At 72.8% G+C, this 18,093-nt stretch carries 15 protein-coding genes; 10 read left to right on the top strand and 5 right to left on the bottom strand.

Annotated features, from left to right (window positions below; translation table 11 throughout):
* The 4 genes from GA0070560_RS14340 to GA0070560_RS14330 all read left to right on the top strand — a co-directional run.
* Positions 1-1,935 (top strand): family 43 glycosylhydrolase (locus GA0070560_RS14340; protein WP_170839401.1); only part of this gene is annotated, 1,935 nt, incomplete at its 5' end.
* A gap of 143 nt (positions 1,936-2,078) precedes the next feature.
* Entirely contained in the window at positions 2,079-2,630 is a 552-nt protein-coding gene (locus GA0070560_RS28710; RefSeq protein ID WP_170839400.1) for a hypothetical protein, read from the top strand.
* A 128-nt stretch (positions 2,631-2,758) separates the two neighbouring features.
* The gene (locus tag GA0070560_RS14335; RefSeq protein ID WP_170839399.1) at positions 2,759-4,768 is read left to right on the top strand and encodes a putative bifunctional diguanylate cyclase/phosphodiesterase; all 2,010 of its coding nucleotides are present in this window, start codon (positions 2,759-2,761) and stop codon (positions 4,766-4,768) included.
* Positions 4,769-4,793: 25 nt separating this feature from the next.
* On the top strand, positions 4,794-5,501 hold the full coding sequence (locus GA0070560_RS14330; protein ID WP_091296465.1) for a VOC family protein: 708 nt from the start codon (positions 4,794-4,796) through the stop codon (positions 5,499-5,501).
* A 112-nt stretch (positions 5,502-5,613) separates the two neighbouring features.
* Here the strand turns inward: GA0070560_RS14330 and kynU are convergent, their stop codons facing one another.
* A complete protein-coding gene (gene kynU, locus GA0070560_RS14325; RefSeq protein ID WP_091296461.1) occupies positions 5,614-6,879 on the bottom strand; it encodes a kynureninase in 1,266 nt (421 codons plus the stop codon).
* Positions 6,880-7,169: 290 nt separating this feature from the next.
* Here kynU and GA0070560_RS14320 point away from each other — a divergent pair, with 290 nt between their 5' ends.
* A complete protein-coding gene (locus GA0070560_RS14320; RefSeq protein ID WP_091296458.1) occupies positions 7,170-8,171 on the top strand; it encodes a beta-ketoacyl-ACP synthase 3 in 1,002 nt (333 codons plus the stop codon).
* Between the two features lie 458 nt (positions 8,172-8,629).
* Here GA0070560_RS14320 and GA0070560_RS14315 read toward each other — a convergent pair whose 3' ends face one another.
* Entirely contained in the window at positions 8,630-9,868 is a 1,239-nt protein-coding gene (locus GA0070560_RS14315) for an alpha/beta hydrolase (RefSeq protein WP_091296456.1), read from the bottom strand.
* 363 nt (positions 9,869-10,231) lie between these two features.
* Here GA0070560_RS14315 and GA0070560_RS29795 point away from each other — a divergent pair, with 363 nt between their 5' ends.
* The 3 genes from GA0070560_RS29795 to GA0070560_RS14300 are packed head-to-tail and all read left to right on the top strand — an operon-like array spanning position 10,232 to position 13,073.
* Complete coding sequence (locus GA0070560_RS29795; protein ID WP_281184224.1) at positions 10,232-10,993, top strand: helix-turn-helix transcriptional regulator; 762 nt, start codon at positions 10,232-10,234, stop codon at positions 10,991-10,993.
* Positions 10,993-11,895: a branched-chain amino acid transaminase gene (locus GA0070560_RS14305; protein WP_211565838.1), complete on the top strand. Its 903-nt coding sequence runs from the start codon at positions 10,993-10,995 to the stop codon at positions 11,893-11,895. The genes GA0070560_RS29795 and GA0070560_RS14305 overlap by 1 nt, the downstream gene beginning before the upstream one ends.
* Positions 11,892-13,073, top strand: a complete 1,182-nt coding sequence (locus GA0070560_RS14300) for an acyl-CoA dehydrogenase family protein (protein ID WP_091296446.1) — start codon at positions 11,892-11,894, stop codon at positions 13,071-13,073. Before GA0070560_RS14305 ends, GA0070560_RS14300 begins: the two co-directional genes overlap by 4 nt.
* A 49-nt stretch (positions 13,074-13,122) precedes the next feature.
* Here GA0070560_RS14300 and GA0070560_RS14295 read toward each other — a convergent pair whose 3' ends face one another.
* The 3 genes from GA0070560_RS14295 to GA0070560_RS14285 form a co-directional block, all read right to left on the bottom strand.
* Entirely contained in the window at positions 13,123-14,739 is a 1,617-nt protein-coding gene (locus tag GA0070560_RS14295; protein ID WP_091296444.1) for an AMP-binding protein, read from the bottom strand.
* A 115-nt stretch (positions 14,740-14,854) separates the two neighbouring features.
* A complete protein-coding gene (locus tag GA0070560_RS14290) occupies positions 14,855-15,403 on the bottom strand; it encodes a ferritin-like domain-containing protein (RefSeq protein ID WP_091296441.1) in 549 nt (182 codons plus the stop codon).
* A complete protein-coding gene (locus tag GA0070560_RS14285) occupies positions 15,400-15,648 on the bottom strand; it encodes an acyl carrier protein (protein ID WP_091296438.1) in 249 nt (82 codons plus the stop codon). Before GA0070560_RS14285 ends, GA0070560_RS14290 begins: the two co-directional genes overlap by 4 nt.
* Before the next feature lie 309 nt (positions 15,649-15,957).
* Between GA0070560_RS14285 and alr the strand changes: the two genes are divergently transcribed.
* Both alr and GA0070560_RS14275 read left to right on the top strand, forming a co-directional pair.
* Positions 15,958-17,061, top strand: a complete 1,104-nt coding sequence (gene alr / locus GA0070560_RS14280; RefSeq protein WP_091296435.1) for an alanine racemase — start codon at positions 15,958-15,960, stop codon at positions 17,059-17,061.
* A 156-nt stretch (positions 17,062-17,217) separates the two neighbouring features.
* Entirely contained in the window at positions 17,218-17,991 is a 774-nt protein-coding gene (locus GA0070560_RS14275; protein ID WP_091296433.1) for a tryptophan 2,3-dioxygenase family protein, read from the top strand.
* The last annotated feature ends 102 nt before the right edge of the window (positions 17,992-18,093 follow it).

Below are 18,093 nucleotides of genomic sequence, written 5' to 3'. Positions count from 1 at the left end.
GCCTGGTACGTGCTGGTGAACCGGAACAGCGGCAAGGCGCTCGACGTGTACAACCTGGCCACGAACGACGGGGCGCGGATCACCCAGTGGTCACGCAACAACGGCAACTGGCAGCAGTGGCAGTTCGTCGACTCCGGCGGCGGCTACTACCGGATCAAGTCGCGGCACTCCGGCAAGGTCCTCGACGTCTACAACTTCTCCACCGCCGACGGCGCCGCCATCGTCCAGTGGGCCGATCACAACGGGACCAACCAGCAGTTCCGGCTGGCGGACTCGGCCGGTGGGTACGTGCGGCTGATCAACCGGAACTCCGACAAGGCGGTGGAGGTGCAGAACGCCTCGACCGCAGACGGCGGCAACATCGTGCAGTACGACGACTTCAACGGCAGCCACCAGCAGTGGCAACTCGTCCGCGTCGGCGACACCGGCACGCCTGGCGGCACCTTCACCAACCCGGTCGTCCGGCAGGACTTCGCCGACGTCGACATCATCCGGGTCGGCGACGTCTACTACCTGTCCGCCTCCACCATGCACTACTCGCCCGGTGCCCCCGTACTGCGGTCGTGGGACCTGGTGAACTGGGAATTCGCCGGTCACTCCGTGCCCAGGCTGGACTTCGGATCGAAGTACGACATGGCCAACGGCAGCCATGCGTACGTGGACGGGATCTGGGCCTCGACACTGAACTACCGGCCGAGCAACCGGACCTTCTACTGGGCCGGCTGCATCGACTTCGCCCAGACGCACATCTACACCGCGTCGGCCGTCGACAGCACCTGGAGCCGGCACGCCACCATCCCCAACTGCTACTACGACGCCGGGATGCTGATCGACGACAACGACACCATGTACGTCGCGTACGGAAACGGCACGATCAGCGTGGCCCAGCTGTCCGCCGACGGGCGTACCCAGGTGCGGGCCCAGCAGGTTTACCAGACGCCGTCGAGCATCGGCACGCTGGAGGGCGCCCGGTTCTACAAGCGCGACGGCGCCTACTACATCTGGCTCACCCGCCCCGCCAACGGCCAGTACGTGCTCAAGTCCACCAACGGCCCGTTCGGTCCGTACGAGCAGCGGCAGGTGCTGCTCAACCTGCCGGGTCCGATCTCCGGCGGCGGGGTGCCGCACCAGGGCGGACTGGTGCAGACCCAGAACGGGGCCTGGTACTACATGGCCTTCACCGACGCGTACCCGGGCGGTCGGATGCCGACGCTGGCACCGATCAGCTGGACCAGTGACGGCTGGCCGCAGGTGCAGACGGTCGACGGCTCCTGGGGCGTCAACTACCCCAACCCGCTGCCGCCGCGTCCGGTCAAGCCGCTCACCGGCACCGACACCTTCCCGGGCACCACCCTCGGCGTCCAGTACGAATGGAACCACAACCCGGACAACAGCCGGTGGTCGGTGAACAACGGCCTGCGCCTGCAGACCGCGTCGGTCACCAACGACCTCTACCGGGCCCGCAACACACTGACCCACCGCATCCAGGGGCCGACCTCGACCGGAACCATCGAGTTGGACTACTCCACGATGCGCGACGGTGACCGGGCCGGGCTCGCGATGCTGCGCGACACGTCAGCGTGGATCGGCGTCAGACGGGACAACGGTGCCACCCGCGTGGTCATGACCAATGGCCTGACCATGGGCACCGACAACTGGAACACCACCGGCACCGGAACCGAGATCGCCAGCGCGCCGGTGTCCGGCGGGCGGATCTGGTTGCGGGCCAACGCCGACATCCGACCTGGCTCGGGTCGGCAGGCAAGATTCTCGTACAGCACCGACGGGGTCACCTTCACACCGCTGGGCAACGCGTTGACCCTCAACCACGCCTGGCAGTTCTTCATGGGATATCGGTTCGGCATCTTCAACTACGCCACTCAGTCACTGGGCGGCGCGGTGACGGTGCACCGGTTCGCCCTGACCACACCGTGACATCGGGGATCTGGAGGCGTACGGGACCGCCCCGGAGTCGTCCGGGACGGTGATCCGGCTGTCGGACGCTACTTGTCGGGGTCGGACACACTGGGCGCCACCACCCGCCACTGCCGTCGGCGGGCTCTGCGACAGGAGTCGCCATGCGGGTCAGCACCATCATCTCAGCCGTCGCCGCGCTCGTCGTGACGCTCACGGTCACGTTGCTGCCAGCTGGTCCGGCGGCGGCCGACACCGCCCTGGACGGCTGCTACGACTCGACCACTGCGCAGCACCAGGACCCCGCCGCCTGGTTCGCGCCGGGGAACCGGCAGACGACGTGGACGTCGCCCATCAACATCATCCACGGGGACGCCTTCAGGGTGAAGGCGCAGGGCAGCGTCCGGATCGACGCGTGGGGCACCACCAAGAGCATCGCCGGCGAGCTACCGGCCGCGCCCGTCGCCGGCGGATGGCCGGCGCCCGGTGCCCCCCGGTACGCGCTCATCGCCCGGGTCACCGGGGGCGCGATGTGGGTGAAGAAGACCAGCCGGATGTACGGGTCCAGCTCCTGGTTCCCGGTCGGCACCGACAGCGACTGCATGTTGTTCTCCAGCAATGGCGATCCGGCGCCGCAGTTGGTCTTCACCTTCAACGACAACAACCTCGGCGACAACGGCGGCGGCGCGGCGGTGGTCGTACGGCAGTGGTTCTGAACCATGTCGTGCGGGTGCATCGAGCGGATCGGCGGGATCGGTCGGTAGACTCCCCGTCGCGCCAGGATGACCGTCCGTCGGTGGTCGTCGTGCTGCGCCCTGATCGGCGAAGGAAGTGGTGGCCCCAGGTGAGCACCTTGCCGGCACTCGCGGCGGACACCGCCTCCACCGCCCTGGCGATACTCGCCCCCGATGGTCGGTGTCTCTGGTGCAACCTGGCGGGTCGCCGGTTGGGCGTCGGGCTGGGGGAGTTGCCGCTGGGGCAGGTCGAGCCCGGCGAGTCCGCTGTGGAGCTACCCGTCAGAGGGTCCGACGGGGCGACCATGTGGCTGCAGGTGCGGTGCCACGGCGTGGAGCACGAGGGGCAGCCGGTGCGGCTGTACGAGCTGCGCGACGTCAGCGCCGAACGCCAGGAGCGCGATCGAGGGCGCAACTACCGGTGGCGGCTGGCCCACATCGAGCAGCTCGCGAAGGTGGGCACCTGGGAGTGGGACGTGCTGACCGGCGCGGTCGTCTGGAGCGACGTGCTGCTGCAGATGTTCGGTCTGCCACCCGGCACGAACCTCGACTACGAATCGTACCGGCAGATGCTGTATCCGGACGACGTCGCCATGATCGAGCAGACCCTCGAGACGGCGTTGCGCACCGGCGGGTCGTTCTCCTACACGCATCGGATGTACCTCGCCGACCGCGCGACGTTGCGCGTCTTCGAGTGCTACGGCGAGGTCTTCACCGACCCCACCGGCGCGCCGGTGCGCGTCCTGGGCACCGCCCACGACATCACCGCGATGCGGCGCATCCAGGACGAGTTGACCCGGCTGGCCGAGCGTGACCCGTTGACCGATCTGCCGAACCGGCGTGCCCTGCTGGCCCGCCTCGACGACCTGCTCGCCGAGCGGCGGGAGAGGCCCGGCGCGCTGCTGCTGATCGACATAGACAACTTCAAGGACATCAACGACGTGCACGGGCACGCGGTGGGCGACGACGTGCTGCGCGTCCTGGCCCGGCTGCTGCTGCGCGAGCTGCCACCCGCAACGGTGCTGGGCCGGTTGGGGGGCGACGAGTTCGCCGTCGTCCTGCCCGGGGCGCACGCCGAAGACGCCCTCGCCATCGCCGAGACGCTGTGCAACGCCACCGTCCGCACTCCCGTACCGTTGGCCGGCACCGGGCTGAGGGTGACCTTGAGCATCGGGGCCGCCTCGCTGGAACCCGGCGACACCCGCGACACGATGCTCGCCCACGCCGACCTCGCCCTGTACGAGGCGAAGAACGCCGGGCGCAACCGTGCCCGGCTCTACCTGCCGGAGCAGTACCGGCACGTCGTGCAGCGCGTCAGCGTCGTGACCCGGGTTCGCAAGGCCCTCGACGAGAACCGGATGCGTCTCGACGCCCAGCCGATCGTCGACCTCTCCACCGGGGACGTGGTCAGTCACGAGCTGCTCATCCGGCTGCGCGACGGCGAGGAACCCACCCTGTCGCCGGCCGAGTTCCTACCGCCGGTGGAACGCGACGACCTGATCGGCGAACTCGACCGGTGGGTGGTGGCCACCGCCACGACGGCGCTGGCCCACCCGGTGGCCATGACGGCACGGATGCGCTTCGACATCAACATCTCCGCCCGCTCCCTCGAGTCGCCGGGCTTCGGGGACTGGGTGGCGCGGACGCTGCGCGCCGCCGGGATCGAGGCGAGCCGGTTGGGTCTGGAGATCACCGAGACCGCGGCGATCACCAACGTCGCCGCGGTGCGGCACCTCGCCAGCACCCTGCGCGACGCCGGCTGCCGGCTGAGTCTGGACGACTTCGGCGCCGGCTTCGGATCGTTCGCCTACCTCAAGCACCTGCCCTTCAGCACCGTCAAGATCGCGGGTGACTTCGTGCGCCAGGCCGACCATGGCGGCGCCGACCCCGTGCTCATCGACGCGGTCGTCCGCGCCGCGCACGGTCTGGGCATGCGCACGGTCGCCGAGTCGGTCGAGCACGCCGCGCTGGTGCCGGCGCTGCGGGCGCTGGGTGTCGACGCCGGACAGGGCTACCACCTCGGCCGGCCGATCCCCCTGGACGAGCTGCTGCGTCGGGGCCCCGACGAGTGGCAGGGCAACAGCGCCGTCGCGAACGTCATAGGGCATCCTGAATCCTGATCAGCCGTCCGGTTAGGAGAATCAGGTGAACGCACCCCGCACATCACCGATCCCCGCCGGCGCCGAACTCGTCACGAGCGATCTCGACGCCGCCCGCACCTTCTACAACGACCTGCTCGGCTGGACCTACACCGCCACCGCCGACGGCTTCACCGCGTCCATGAACGGCGTTCCCGCCGCCGAGCTGCGCGCCGGCCCCGCCCCGGCCCGCTGGTGGGCCGTCTTCGGCGCCGCCGACGCGACGGCCGTCCAGGCTGCGGCCAGCCGGGCCGGAGCCCGCCTGACCGGCGACGAGGTGCACGACCCGCTCGGTGGGAGCTTCCGGCTGCGTACCGGCCTGACCGCGGTGTTCCCCGGCCCCGGCCGGCCCTGCTGGTACGAGTACATGACCAACGATCCGGCCGGGGCCGACCGGTTCCACGCCGATGCCCTGGATCTGCGCGCCGCCGTGCCGCCCGGCGCCCCCGACGACTCGTACGCCCTGCTCACCAACGGTGGTGCGCCCGTCGCCGGCCGTCTCAAGACGCCCCCGCCGCTGGACACCCTGCTACCCGCCGGCTGGATGGTCTACCTCGCCGTGGCGGACCCGGACGACGTCGCCGAGCGGGCCCAACGGCAGGGCGGGCGACTTCTGGTAGCACCACGGGACGTGGTTACCGGCCGGGTCTGCGCGCTCGCCGATCCGGCCGGGGCCGTCTTCACCGTCATCCGGCCGGGCCGGGCCGACGGCTGACAACCCGCACGCCGCCCGGTCGCGTTTCCTGAGCTGGGCCAACTCGCGTGGCACGACCGGGTGAGCCGCTCGGCCTGGCCACCGACCGGCTGCCGGGGTGCTGAGCGGCAGCTCAGGTGACCCGGCAGGGCTCGTCGGCCACCTGCTCCCAGGCGCGTCGTTCCGCGATGTCGCGCAGCCGGTCCATCGCGTCCCAGACGTCGACGAAGCGGGTGTAGAGGGGTGCGGGGCCGAGCCGGAGCCGGTCCGGGGTGCGGAAGTCGCCGACCACCCGGCCCTGCGTCGCCAGGGCGCGGGAGATGCGTAGTGCCTCCGGGTGGTGCAGGCTGACGTGGCTGCCGCGCCGTCGCGGGTCGCGGGGGGAGGCAACCCGGAAGCCGTGCGGTGTGAGCCAGGCGTCGGTCAGCTCGATGATCAGTTGGCCGAGGCGTTGCCCCTTCTCCCGTACCCGGTCGACCCCGGCCTCGTCGAGCACGTCCAGGGCGGGGTCGAGGGCGGCCAGCGCGAGGATGGGCGGGGTGCCCACCAGGAAGCGGTCGACGTCGGGGGCGGGATCGTAGTCCGCGGCCATCCGGAACTGGTCGCGCTGGCCGAACCAGCCCTGGATGGGTTGGCGGAGCCGGTGTTGCAGCTCCCGGCGTACGTAGAGGAAGGCGGGCGCGCCCGGACCGCCGTTGAGGTACTTGTAGGTGCAGCCGACCGCCAGGTCGGTCCCGGTGCCGTCCAGGTCGACCGGGATCGCCCCCACCGCGTGCGACAGATCCCACAGCACCACCGTCCCGGCCTCCCGGGCGGCGGTGTTGACCGTCGCCATGTCGAGCAGCGCCCCGGAGCGGTAGTTCACCGCGGAGAGCAGCACCAGCGCGATGTCGCCGTCCAGGGCCGCCCGTAGCTCGCCCGGCTGAAGCCCGTGGTCCAGGTCGGAGGGCATAGCCCGCAGCGTCATTCCGCGGGCGTCGGTCAGACCCTGCAGGACGTAGCGGTCGGTGGGGAAGTCCTCGGCGTCGACGAGGACCGTGCGCCGACCTGCCGGGGCGGCGTCGAGCGCCGCGCTGGCCAGTTTGTAGAGGTTGACGGAGGTGGAGTCCGAGACGGCCACCTCGCCCTCCCGGGCGCCGAGCGCCGTGGCGGCGAGCCGGTCGCCGATGCGGCGGCTCCAGTCGATCCAGCTCGTCCAGGAGCGGACGAGTCGGTCCCCCCAGCCGTGACGGATCACCCGGTCGAGGTGCGCAGGGGTCGCCGCAGGAAGCCGCCCCAGGGAGTTGCCGTCGAGGTAGATGAGGTCGTCGTCGGCGACGAAGAATCGGTCACGCAGATGCGCCAGCGGGTCGTTGGCGTCCAGTTCCTTCGCCAGGTACCGCGGATGGTCGTCGCTCATGGGCCGCCTCCTCACCTCCAGCTCTACCGGAGGCGGGGACGCGGCGCGGGGATCGATCGGATTGTCCGACCGGTCCGCCGCGGCCGAGCCGGTCGAAGGGGACGTCCGTCGCGGAGGACGGGTACCGCCGGGGTGGCCGCACGGGGGCGCGAACGGGCACTCCGATCGTCGCGGTGGCGCCGACTCGGACGGGCCACACGGGCGGGTATCGCCGCCGTGCCCGCGGCGGGACAGGCTGCGCTCGACGCCCGCGGCCGGGCGCCGCGCCGACCGCGGGCAGGGAGGGGCTGATGGAGGTGTCGAGGCAGACCGTGCGGCATGCGTCGATCGTCGGTGTCGGTGGCTACCTGCCCGAGCGGGTGGTCAGCAACCAGGAGGTGTGCGCCGGGATCGATTCGACGGACGAGTGGATCGTGCGGCGGTCCGGCATCCGGCAGCGACGCTTCGCCGGGCCGGAGGAGAGCCTGGCGGTGATGGGGTACGCGGCGGGCACGAAGGCGCTCGCGGCCGCCGGCCTGCCGGTGGAGCGGGTCGACTGCGTCATCGCCACGACGATGAGCCACCTGAGTCAGGCTCCGGCGCTGTCCACCCGGATCGCGCAGCTGCTCGGCCCGGGGGCGGACGTGGCGGCCGCCTTCGACCTGAACGCCGGCTGCGCAGGCTTCTGCTACGCCCTCGGCGTGGCGCGGGACCTGGTGGCCTCCCGTTCCGCCGAGCACGTCCTGGTGGTCGGGGCCGAGCGGATGAGCGACATCGTGGATCCGCACGACCGGTCGTCGGCCTTTCTCTTCGGCGACGGCGCCGGCGCGGTGGTGGTGGCACCGTCGCGGGTGTCGGGCATCTCGCCGGTGGTCTGGGGATCCGACAGCGGCCGGGGCGACGCCATCGCCCAGCCGCGATCATGGTCGGCGCTGCGGGAGGACCGTCACGCGGGTTTCCCCTTCCTGCGCCTGCAGGGTCCGGCGGTCTTCCGCTGGGCGGTCACGCAGATGCAGGGGGTGGCCCGGTCGGCACTGGCGGCGGCGGGGGTGGAGGTCGCCGAGCTCGCCGCGTTCATTCCGCACCAGGCGAACGACCGGATCACGGACGCGCTGGTGGAGGCGCTCGCGCTGCCGCCGTCCGTGGTGGTGGCGCGGGACGTGGTGGAGCTGGGCAACACCGCCGGAGCCTCCGTGCCGCTGGCGATGGACCGGCTGGTGGCCCGGGTACCGGAGGTGGGCGGGGGGTTGGCCCTGCTGCTCGGCTTCGGCGCCGGGCTGCTCTACGCCGGCCAGGTCGTCCGGCTCCCCTGACGGCCGCGGGTAGGACCGGCCAGCGGGCGACGGACACGGCCCTCGCGCCTACGGTCGCCCGGCCTGACCTGCCGGACGCGGGCCGCGCCACCGCGAGGTGTCGCCGTCCGTACCGACCGTGGGCGGTGGGACATCAGCGCTGTTGATCGCTCGGGCACGACTGCAATAGTTGCCGACTCAAGAATTCGGTGAGCCGAGCGTATTGTTGCCGGGGCGGGGCGGATGGCCATTAAAGCGGGTCTTGCCTTAACGGACGGTAAAGATTCTTGTCTCTTCCGGTAACGCGCCGTGAATGGGTCGGCGCAGCATGAGGAAACCGCGCAGTGACCCGGGTGCCCCGCGGCTGAGCAGTACCGAAGCTAGCACAATTTTCCACGTTAAATACCTCCCTGCTCAGCGGCCTCCAGGGTGCTTGCGGCAGGCCGCCGGGTCGCGACCCCGTCGATGTGCGAAACCGGTCAGCGGGCCCCGCGATAGCCGGCGGGCGGCTCGGTGCCCGACCAGGTCGGCCAGGGGGGCGGGCTGTCGGCCAGGAACGCGTGCACGACGGTCACGAACCGGTCCGGCCGCTCCAGGTGGAGCTGGTGGCCGCTGTCGTCGAAGTAGAGCAACCGGCTGCCCGGGACGCTCCGCCGGTAGTCGACCGCGAACGACCAGGGCAGGTAGTCGCAGCCTCCCTTGAGGACCAGGGCCGGTACGCGCACCCGACTCAGGGCGGGGCGGATGTCCGGAGCCGCGCGGGTGCTGCTCAGCGGCACCTGGTTGGCGTAGAAGCCGGGTCGGAGCGCAGTGGGCGGCGCCGGGCTGCCCGGGCACACCAGGCCGGGTGCCGACTGCCGGTGGAGGGTGACGAACCGGCTGTCCATCTCGTCGTCGCCGGAGAGCGCGTGCGCTGCCCGGGGGTCGGCCTTGACCAGGCTGTAGGTCAACATCGCCCGAGGTCGCAGGAGGGTGCCGAACACCGCCAGCCGCTGCCGGGGGTCCAGTCGCCCCACCATGCCGGTGCCGCTCACGTCTCCCACCTCGGGCACCAGCCGCCCTGGCGAGGAGAAGACCACCCGGGAGACGCGCTCGGGGTGGCGGGCCAGGTAGGTGGCGGCCAGCGTGGCGCCGTAGGAATGGCCGATCAGCGCCAGCCGAGGCGCGCCGATCAGGCGACGGACCTGCTCCAGGTCCGCCACGTCCCGCTCCAGCGAGTACCCGCGCGGGTCGGCCAGGCGGCTGGACCGCCCCGCCCCGACCTGGTCGTAGAGCCAGACGTCACGGCCGCTGTCGGCCAGCCGGGCCAGCACCGGAGCGTCGTGGTCCATGTCGGCTACGCCGGGGCCCCCGTGCAGGAACACCACCGGATCGGCGGTCGCCCGAGGACGCGCGGGCACCCGCAGCACGGCGATCCGGCTGCCGTCCGGCAGCGTCCAGAAGCGGGTACCGGCCGGCGCGGCCGGGACGTCGGGGTGCGCGGGGCGCAGGGCGGCCCACGCCGCCGGGACGAGCACCACGGCCGCCGCCACGGCGGCGGCCGTGACGCGCAGCCGTCCGGACGGCTCGCCGGCAGGGCGGCGGGTGAGCCACCAGACGGCCGGCGCCAGCGCGAGCGCGTAGCCCAACAGGCCGGCGGTGAGAAAGGCCGCCGGGCGGGTGGTGAGGCGCGCGGCGCCGAAGGTCGCGGCCCAGCCGACCCCGATCGCGATCGCCATCGATGCTAATGCACCTGCTGTGCGCAGAACGGTCATCATCGCCCGCCTCGTCGCGGAGTTCGTCGGCCCAACGCATGCTTGCACGCCTGGCTCCGTGGCGAAAGTCGCTAAGCGAGACCGGTCCCACCGAGCCGTCGCAGAGCCACCCCCAGTTCCATTTCACTTTTCTGGTGCGAACGGCCGATCGCCGTTAGCATTCGCTGAAATGATTGACGCGGACGGATATCTGTCCATGTCTGTTCGGTCAGTCGTGTTCCCACTTGGCAGTGTCGGCGAAACGCGGCCGGGCCCCCGGCCGCCGATGCCGCATGCCAGGTGCGTGAAGGGGCCACACCGGCCCGGGGGAGGAGAAGGATGCACGAGGTGAGCGAGGCGCGACCGCAGGCGGCCGACGTCGCGGTCCTGGTAGCCATCGACAACGAGTTGACCCGCTGCGGTCTCAGCCAGATGCTGGCTGACCTGCCGATGGTGAGGGCCGTGCACGCGGGCGGCGAGCCCCACGCCACGACCCGGCTGCTGGAGACGGGGAGGTACCAGATCCTGATCGTCGCGGTGGACGGGTCGGCGCAGGGCACGGACGCGATGCTCGCCGCCGCCGCCCGTGCCGGCACGTCGACGCTGTTCCTGCTGCGCCGGACCGAGGACGCGCTGCTGCCCGAGGTCGCGGCCCTGCCCGTGGACGGGTTCCTGCTCGAGCCAGGGCTGAACCGGGCGATCCTCGCCGACAGCCTGCGCAAGCTGCGGCACGGCGAGATGCCCATCCCCGGCTCGCTGGCGCGGCGCATTCTCGACGAGCTGCGTACCGCTGGCAAGCCCCGGTCGGACCCGCCTTTCATGCTCACGCCCCGTGAGCGGCAGGCCCTTAAGCTGCTCGCCGAAGGGCTCAGCAACAAGCAGATCGCCCGTCGGCTCGGCATCTCCGAGCACGGCGCGAAGCGGCACGTCGGCAACGTCCTGGCCAAGCTCAACTGTCCGAACCGGACGGTCGCGGTCACCGTCGCCCTGAACCACGGCCTGCTGGCCGAGGAGCGCGCTGCTCCTCCGGATCCTGCCGTGGTGAACCTGCGCCGTCGCATCGTGTCCGCGCCGGAGCAGCAGCAGTGGGGCAACGGAGGGAGAGCGTGATGACCGATGCCAGGGTGTGGCTGGACGGTTCCCTGGTCGACTGGGACGACGCGCAGGTGCACGTCAGCGCACACGGCCTGCACTACGGAATCGGATTCTTCGAGGGGGTCCGCTGCCACGGCACCCCCCAGGGGCCCGCCATCTTCCGGCTCACCGACCACCTGCGACGGCTCGCCCGGTCCGCCGGCACCTACCTGGTCCGACTGCCCTACAGCGTGGACGACCTCGCCGAGGCGTGTCGGGCGGTGGTCCGCGCCAACGGGCTCACCGACGCGTACCTGCGGCCGATCGTCTTCCTCGGCCCCGGACCGAGCCCGCTCACCGCGCCGTACCGGGTGGCGGTGCTCGCCTCGACCGACGGGCCGCTCGCCGGCGGCACCAAGGAGCACGGCGTGAAGGCCAAGGTGGCGAGCTTCCAGCGGATGCCCTCGCACGTCCTGCCGCCCGCGGCGAAGGCCACCGGCCAGTACCTCAACTCCTACCTCGCCCAGATGGAGGCCCTGACCAGCGGGTACGACGAGGCGATCCTGCTCAACACCGAGGGGCACGTCACCGACGGCTGGGCGCACAACCTCTTCGTGGTGCGTGACGGGGAACTGCGCACCCCGCACCTCGCCTCGGGCGCCCTGGAGGGCGTGGTCCGCGACACCGTCCTCACCCTCGCCGCGGAGACCGGCGTACCGGTCCGCGCCGACGTCCTGGTCCGCACCGACCTGTACCACGCCGACGAGTGCTTCCTCACCGGCACGGCCGCCGGGATCGTCCCCGTGCTCAGCGTGGACGGGCGCCCGGTCGGCAGCGGCAAGGTGGGCCCGGTGACCCAGCGGATCGCCACGGCCTACGCCGACCTCACGACCGGGCGTGACACCGCTCACCCGGAGTGGCGGGAGCTGGTGGGATGAGCTCGCCGGTGACCGCGACCGAGCGGAAGTACCGGGACTCGGTGCGTGCCGCGCTCACCGCCATCGGCCCCGACCCGCGGGACTGGGCGGTAGCCGGGCACCTCCCCCGGGAGGTGTTTCCCACCCTGGCCGAGCACGGGGTGTTCCGGGACCGGTGGCTGCCCGGCGCCGCGCCGGGCGTGCCGCGGCTGATCGCCATGGCGGAGGAACTGAGCGAGTTCGACAGCGGGCTGGCGCTCGCCGCGATGGGGCACAGCGAGGTCTTCATCGGGGCGTTGCGCTGGCTGGCCGCCGGCTCCACCCAGCAGGCGCTGCTCGACGACGCGCTCGACGGGCGGGCCGTCGGCTGCTTCGGGGCGACCGAGCCGCACGGCGGGTCGGACCTGTCGGGTCTGCGCACCACCGCAACCCCGCAGCCCGACGGCTGGCACCTGGTCGGCCGCAAACGCTACGTGTCGAACCTGGGCGCCGCGACGCACCTGCTGGCCGTGGCCCGGGTCGCCGGCAGCGGCCCCCGCGACCTCGCCCTGTTCCTGGTGCCGCTGGACGCGCCCGGCGTACGCATAGAGGGCTTCTTCGCCACCGCCGGCCTGCGCTCGTGCGATGTGGGCGAGGTCAGCCTCGACACCCCGCTCGGCCCGCAGGCGCTGCTCGGCGCGCCCGGCATGGGTCTGGCGTACGCCAGCCGGCTGCTGCAGTTCGAGCGGCTCTCCATCTGCGCGCAGCTGCTCACCGCCGGCCGGATGGCGCTGGGCCTCGCCGCCGCGTACGCCCGCCGCCGGATGATCGAGGGAAAGCCGCTGCTGGACAAGCAGGCGGTGCGGCACCGACTGGCCCACGCCCACGCCCGACTCGGCGTGGCCGCCGCCGCCTTGCGCGACACCGGCGCCCGGGCGGTCGCCGGGGAGGGATTCGCCCACGAGGTGGCCGCACTCAAGCTGGTCGTCTGCGACACGGTGGAGCGGGTGACCGACGACTGCCTCCAGGTCTTCGGGGCCCGCGGCTACACCACGAACTTCCCGCTGGAGGGCTGGTGGCGCGACGTGCGGCTGGCTCGCATCGGTGGCGGCGCCGACGAGGTGCTCACCGAACTGCTGGCCGGCCGGCTGTTCCGGGCCGACCCCCGCTTCGACGCGGAGCTGGACCTGCTGACCGCCGCCGACACCCCCCGGCTGTGAGCGCCGAGGGGGTGGGGCGCCCGGCCGCGCCCCACCCCCTCGGTCCGGTTCAGGCCAGCGTGGCCAGGACCCGACGCGGCGGCAGCTCACCGCCGAGCACCGCTTCCCGCAGCGCCGCCCGGCGCGGTTTGCCGGACGTGGTACGGGGAATCGCTCCCCGCTGCACCACCAGGAGCGGCGCCACCCGGGTGCCGAGCGTCTCGCTGACCGCCCGACGCGCCGCGCGGGCCAACTCCGGGGCGGCCTCCCGCGCGCGCGGGGAGATCTCCAGCACCAGTCCGAAGCGCTCGCCACCCTCGGACCGGTGCTTGAAGGCCGCGCAGCCCAGCAGCTCCGGGCCGCCCGAGGTGAGCGCCACCGCCTCGACGTCCTCGGCGAACACGTTGTGGCCGGAGACGGAGGCCACGTCGGCGCGGCGGCCGACCACGAACAGCTCGCCGTCGTGCACGAAGGCCGCGTCGTCGGTGTCGAACAGCCCTGCCTCCCGCCGCTGGAAGCCGTCGGCCGTCCAGTAGCCCTCGAAGAGCCAGTCGGAGTCGAGCAGCAGGCTGCCCGGGGCCGGCCCGGCGGAGACGGTGTACCGGTTGCCGGGCAGCGGCGGGCCGAGCGAGACGTGCCCGTCGGGCCCGAGCATCGGGCCACGGCCGCGCACCGTGCAGGACACGCCGACCGTTCCCTCCGCCAGCCCGTACGCGGGCATGACGGCCTCCCACCGGAACCCGAGCGGGCCGGCCACCTTGTGGAAGTCGAGCAGGTCCGACCAGACCACCCGCTCGGCGGCGTTCAGGCAGCAACGCATCGCCGACAGGTCCAACCCTTCGGGGTACGGCACCCGCGAGGCGAGCCGAAACCCGAAGTTCGGTGCGCCGCTGACCGTGGCCCGCTCCTCGGCGAGCAGCGTCAGCCAGCGGCTCGGGTCCAGCACGAACGCCTTCGGGTCGAGGTGCGTCTGGTTGGTCCGGGCGTAGAGCGCCGAGCCGAAGAAGCACACGAAGCCGAGGTCGTGGTACAGCGGCAACCAGGTGGCCACCGTGTCCCGGCCGGGTTCGAGGTCGAAGCAGCGGCTGATCATCTTGACGTGTCCGGCGAAGGCGTCGCCGCGGACCGCGACCCCCTTGGGCGTGCCGATGCTGCCCGAGGTGAACTGCACCAGCGCCGTACGGGGAATGGCCGGCTCCGGATCACCGACCCGCTCCTCACCCTGCAGGGCGGCGATCGGCAGGGGACGGACGCGGGCGGTCAGCGGCGCCGCGTCGGGCGCCTCGGTGAGGTGCAACCGGCACTCCATGGCGTCGAGCACCGCGCCGAACCGCTCCGCGTACCCCTCCCGGTTGCGCCGGGGCGGCGGCGGTAGCGAGACCAGGGTGCCGCCGGCGGCCCAGACCCCCAGCGCGGCGGTCACCGTCGGCAGGTCGTTGGTGAGGGTGACCGCCACCGGGTCACCCGGACGCAGACCGGCGGCCCGCAGCCGGTGGGCGGCGGTGGCGATCCGCCGGGCCAGCAGGTCGTAGCTGGCCGAGTCACGGGTGCCGTCGGCGGCGAGGAAGCTGACCACCGTCGACGACCCGTACGGCCGGACGATCTCTTCGAGGCTCAGGCCCGGTTCGGTGGCGTAGCTGTCGGGCCAGGTGATGGTGGGGGTGGGGGAGAGGTCGAGCTCGGTCATGGGGTCGCCAATCGTCGTCGAGGGCTACGGCGGGTCGGCCGGCCGCCCGGTGCGGGGCGCCGGCCGGGACGTCGGCTGCGCCCGCCGCGGCGGGCGCAGCCGGCACGACCTGGCGTCAGGCGGTCGCCGCCTCGGCCTCCAGTTCGGCCACGGCCCGCACGTCGGCCTCCTGGGCCCGCTCGATGATGTCGTGGACCCGCCGGTCCTCCCGGGCGCGTTCGAGCAGCGCCTCCTGGATGTAGGAGACGTGCCAGGCCTCGTCGCGGATGATGGCGCGCAGCGGACGCCGGACCGCCTGCGGCAGGTCCTCCTGTCCGACGTGCAGCTCGTACTCGGACAGGCCGCGCTGCTCCGACACCAGGGTCAGCGCCAGCATGTCGGTCAGCGTCCTGGGGATGCCGAAGTGCGCGGACAGACGCGCCTGGTAGGGCTGCGCCACCTCCACCACCTCACCGCCGAAGTCCTCGATGGCGCGGGTCCACAGCCAGGCGTGCACCGCCTCGTCGCGCAGGTGCCGCGACAGGTCGCTGCGCAGCCGAGCCGTGTCGGCGAGCCGGGCCATCCGCATGATGGCGCCCGCGCCGTGCACCTCCGCGGCGCGGTACTGGTTGAGCATCCACACCGGATCCTCGGGGTCGATGTGTCGGCCGGTGGCAGTGATCACGGGGTGGCCTCCTGATGGGTCAGCGCACGCCCGATGTCCCCGATCGTGCGCAGGTCGGACAGGTCGGACATGGGAAGGTGGGTGCCGGTCTCGGTGTGCACGGCCGCGAGCAGCTCCGAGGCGTCCAGGGAGTCGAAACCCAGGTCCTCCACCAGGTTCGTCGCGGGGCTCAGGGCCCGGGCGTCCACCCCCCGGCCCCGGGCCACCAACCGGGTGACCAGTTCCACCGCCTGTTGTTCGTCCATCGCACGCTCCCACCGGTCTGCCACACGCGGATACCTGTCGGCGTCCCGTTCCACTGCGGACGGGCCGCCGCGTCCCGGACGCTATGTCCGTCCCGGTCGCGGCGAACGCCCGGAAGAGGGACCCACTTCGTCGCCGCCGGTCGGCCGTGGCGGTCGGAGTACCCGACCAGGCCCGGTCGAGGTACCGGTTCGTGCCGACCCCGTCCGGGCGCGGTCGCCCGCCGGTGCCGCCACCGGCCGCGCGGAGCGCCACACCGGACGGTCCGATCAGGTACTGCGTCGCACCAAACCCCGGGTGACAGTCGCGGCATGGTCGGGTGTGAAGCGGAGATCGATCTTGCGGCCATCGGGCACAACGTCTCCGCGCTGCGCCGGCTGCGCGCCGCGGAGGTGATGGCGGTCGTCAAGGCCGACGGGTACGGCCACGGTCTGGTCCCCGTCGCCCGGGCGGCCCTCGCCGGTGGCGCGACCTGGCTCGGCACGGCGTACCTGCCGGAGGCGCTGGCGTTGCGGGCCGCCGGGATCACCGCCCCGGTGCTGTGCTGGCTGCCCCGGCCTGGCGAGGACCTCGCCCCGGCCGTCCGGGCCGGCGTCGACGTGTCCGTCTCCGACCGCTGGGTGCTCGACGAGCTGCTGGCCGCCGCCCGCCGGACCGGACGGGCGGCCCGGGTGCACCTCAAGGTCGACACCGGCTGCGCCCGGGCCGGCGCCACCCCGGCCCGTTGGCCGGAGCTGGTGCTCGCCGCCGGGAAGTCCGCCGGGGACGAGCTGGACGTCGTCGGCGTGTGGAGCCACCTGGCCAACGCCGACCAGCCGGGGCATCCGTCCACCGACCGGCAGGTGGCGCTGTTCGCCGAGGCGCTCGAGGTGGCCGCCGCCCACGGGATCACCCCCCGACTGCGCCACCTGGCGAACTCGGCCGCGGCGCTGTCCGTACCGGCGGCCGCGTACGACCTGGTCCGCCCCGGCATCGCGATCTACGGTGTCAACCCGCTGCCCGGACCGTCCCCGGTGGACCTGGTTCCCGCGATGACCCTGCGCGCCCCGGTCATGCTGGCCCGCCAGGTGGCGGCCGGCACCCCGGTCTCCTACGGCCACGAGTACGTCACCACCCGGGAGACCACCCTCGCCCTGGTGGCCGCCGGATACGCCGACGGCGTGCCGCGCGCCGCCGGGAACCGGGCGGAGGTCCTGCTCGCCGGACGGCGGCGACGGATCAGTGGGCGGGTCTGCATGGACCAGTTCGTGCTCGACGTGCCCGACGCGCCCGTGCTCGCCGGTGACCCGGTGGTCCTCTTCGGACCCGGCACCGGGGGCGAGCCGACCCTCGTCGAACTGGCCGAGGCCGTCGGCACCATCCCCAACGAACTGCTCACCCGGCTCGGACCGCGGGTGCGTCGGGTCTACCGCTGACCCGGCCCGATCGGGCCGGTCGACCCGGGCGGGCGGCGTGGCCCGATCGTCGTGGGCGTTGGTGGCTGTCCGCCGCCCCGCGGCGGTGCGAGATTCACGGCCGGGCGTCGGCGGCGGCCCACGCCGCCGACCGGGACGGAGAGGCGGTTCGCGGCGATGACCCTCCACCAGGACCAGCGCGCGGAGCCGAGGGGGGTCGTGCCCGCCCCGGCGACCGTCGACTACGGCTCCTTCCTGCACCTGGACGCTCTGATGGCGGCGACCGAACCGGTGCCGGACCACCCGGACGGGCGGTTCTTCGTGCTGGTGCACCAGGCCTTCGAGGTCTGGTTCGAGCTGATCGTGCACGAGTTGGTCGCCGCCCGCGCCGCGCTCCTCGCCGGCTCCCTGCCCGACGCGCTGCACCGGCTCCGCCGGGTGGTCGCGGTGGACCGGCTGCTGGTGACCCAGCTCGACACCCTCACCACCCTCACCCCGGCCGGCTTCGCGGGCCTGCGTCCCCACCTGGGCACCGCGAGCGGATTCCAGTCCATCCGCTACCGGGAGATCGAGTACCTGTCCGGGCTGCGGCACCGGGGACACACCGGGGTGGCCGCCCCAGGCAGCGCCGACGCCGTCCGGCTGGAGCGCCGGCTGCGCGAGCCGAGCCTCGGTGACGCCTTCCGGGCGGTGCTGCGCCGCCGGGACGTGGACGATCCGGTCCGGCTGCTGCGCGACGGCTGCGTCCACCGTGACCTGCTCGCCGTCGCCGAGGCGCTGCTCGACCACGACGAGGCGTGGGCGCTGTGGCGGTCCCGCCACGCCCTGGCGGTGGAGCGGCTGATCGGCCACCGGCCGGGCACCGGCGGCTCCACCGGCGTCGAGTATCTCCGGTCCCGACGCGACGAACGGTTCTTCCCGGAGCTGTGGGAGATGCGGACCCGGCTGTGACCGTCACCGTGGCCGCCCGGTCCGTCCGCACGGCACCCGCCGCCGGGTGGACTTTCGCGCGCCCGCCGGGTAGCCGTTCGGGCACCGCCGGCAGGCCCCGCC

Source organism: Micromonospora halophytica (genome assembly GCF_900090245.1).
In the GTDB taxonomy this organism is placed as follows: domain Bacteria; phylum Actinomycetota; class Actinomycetes; order Mycobacteriales; family Micromonosporaceae; genus Micromonospora; species Micromonospora halophytica.
This window is presented reverse-complemented; position numbering and strand designations above follow the sequence as displayed.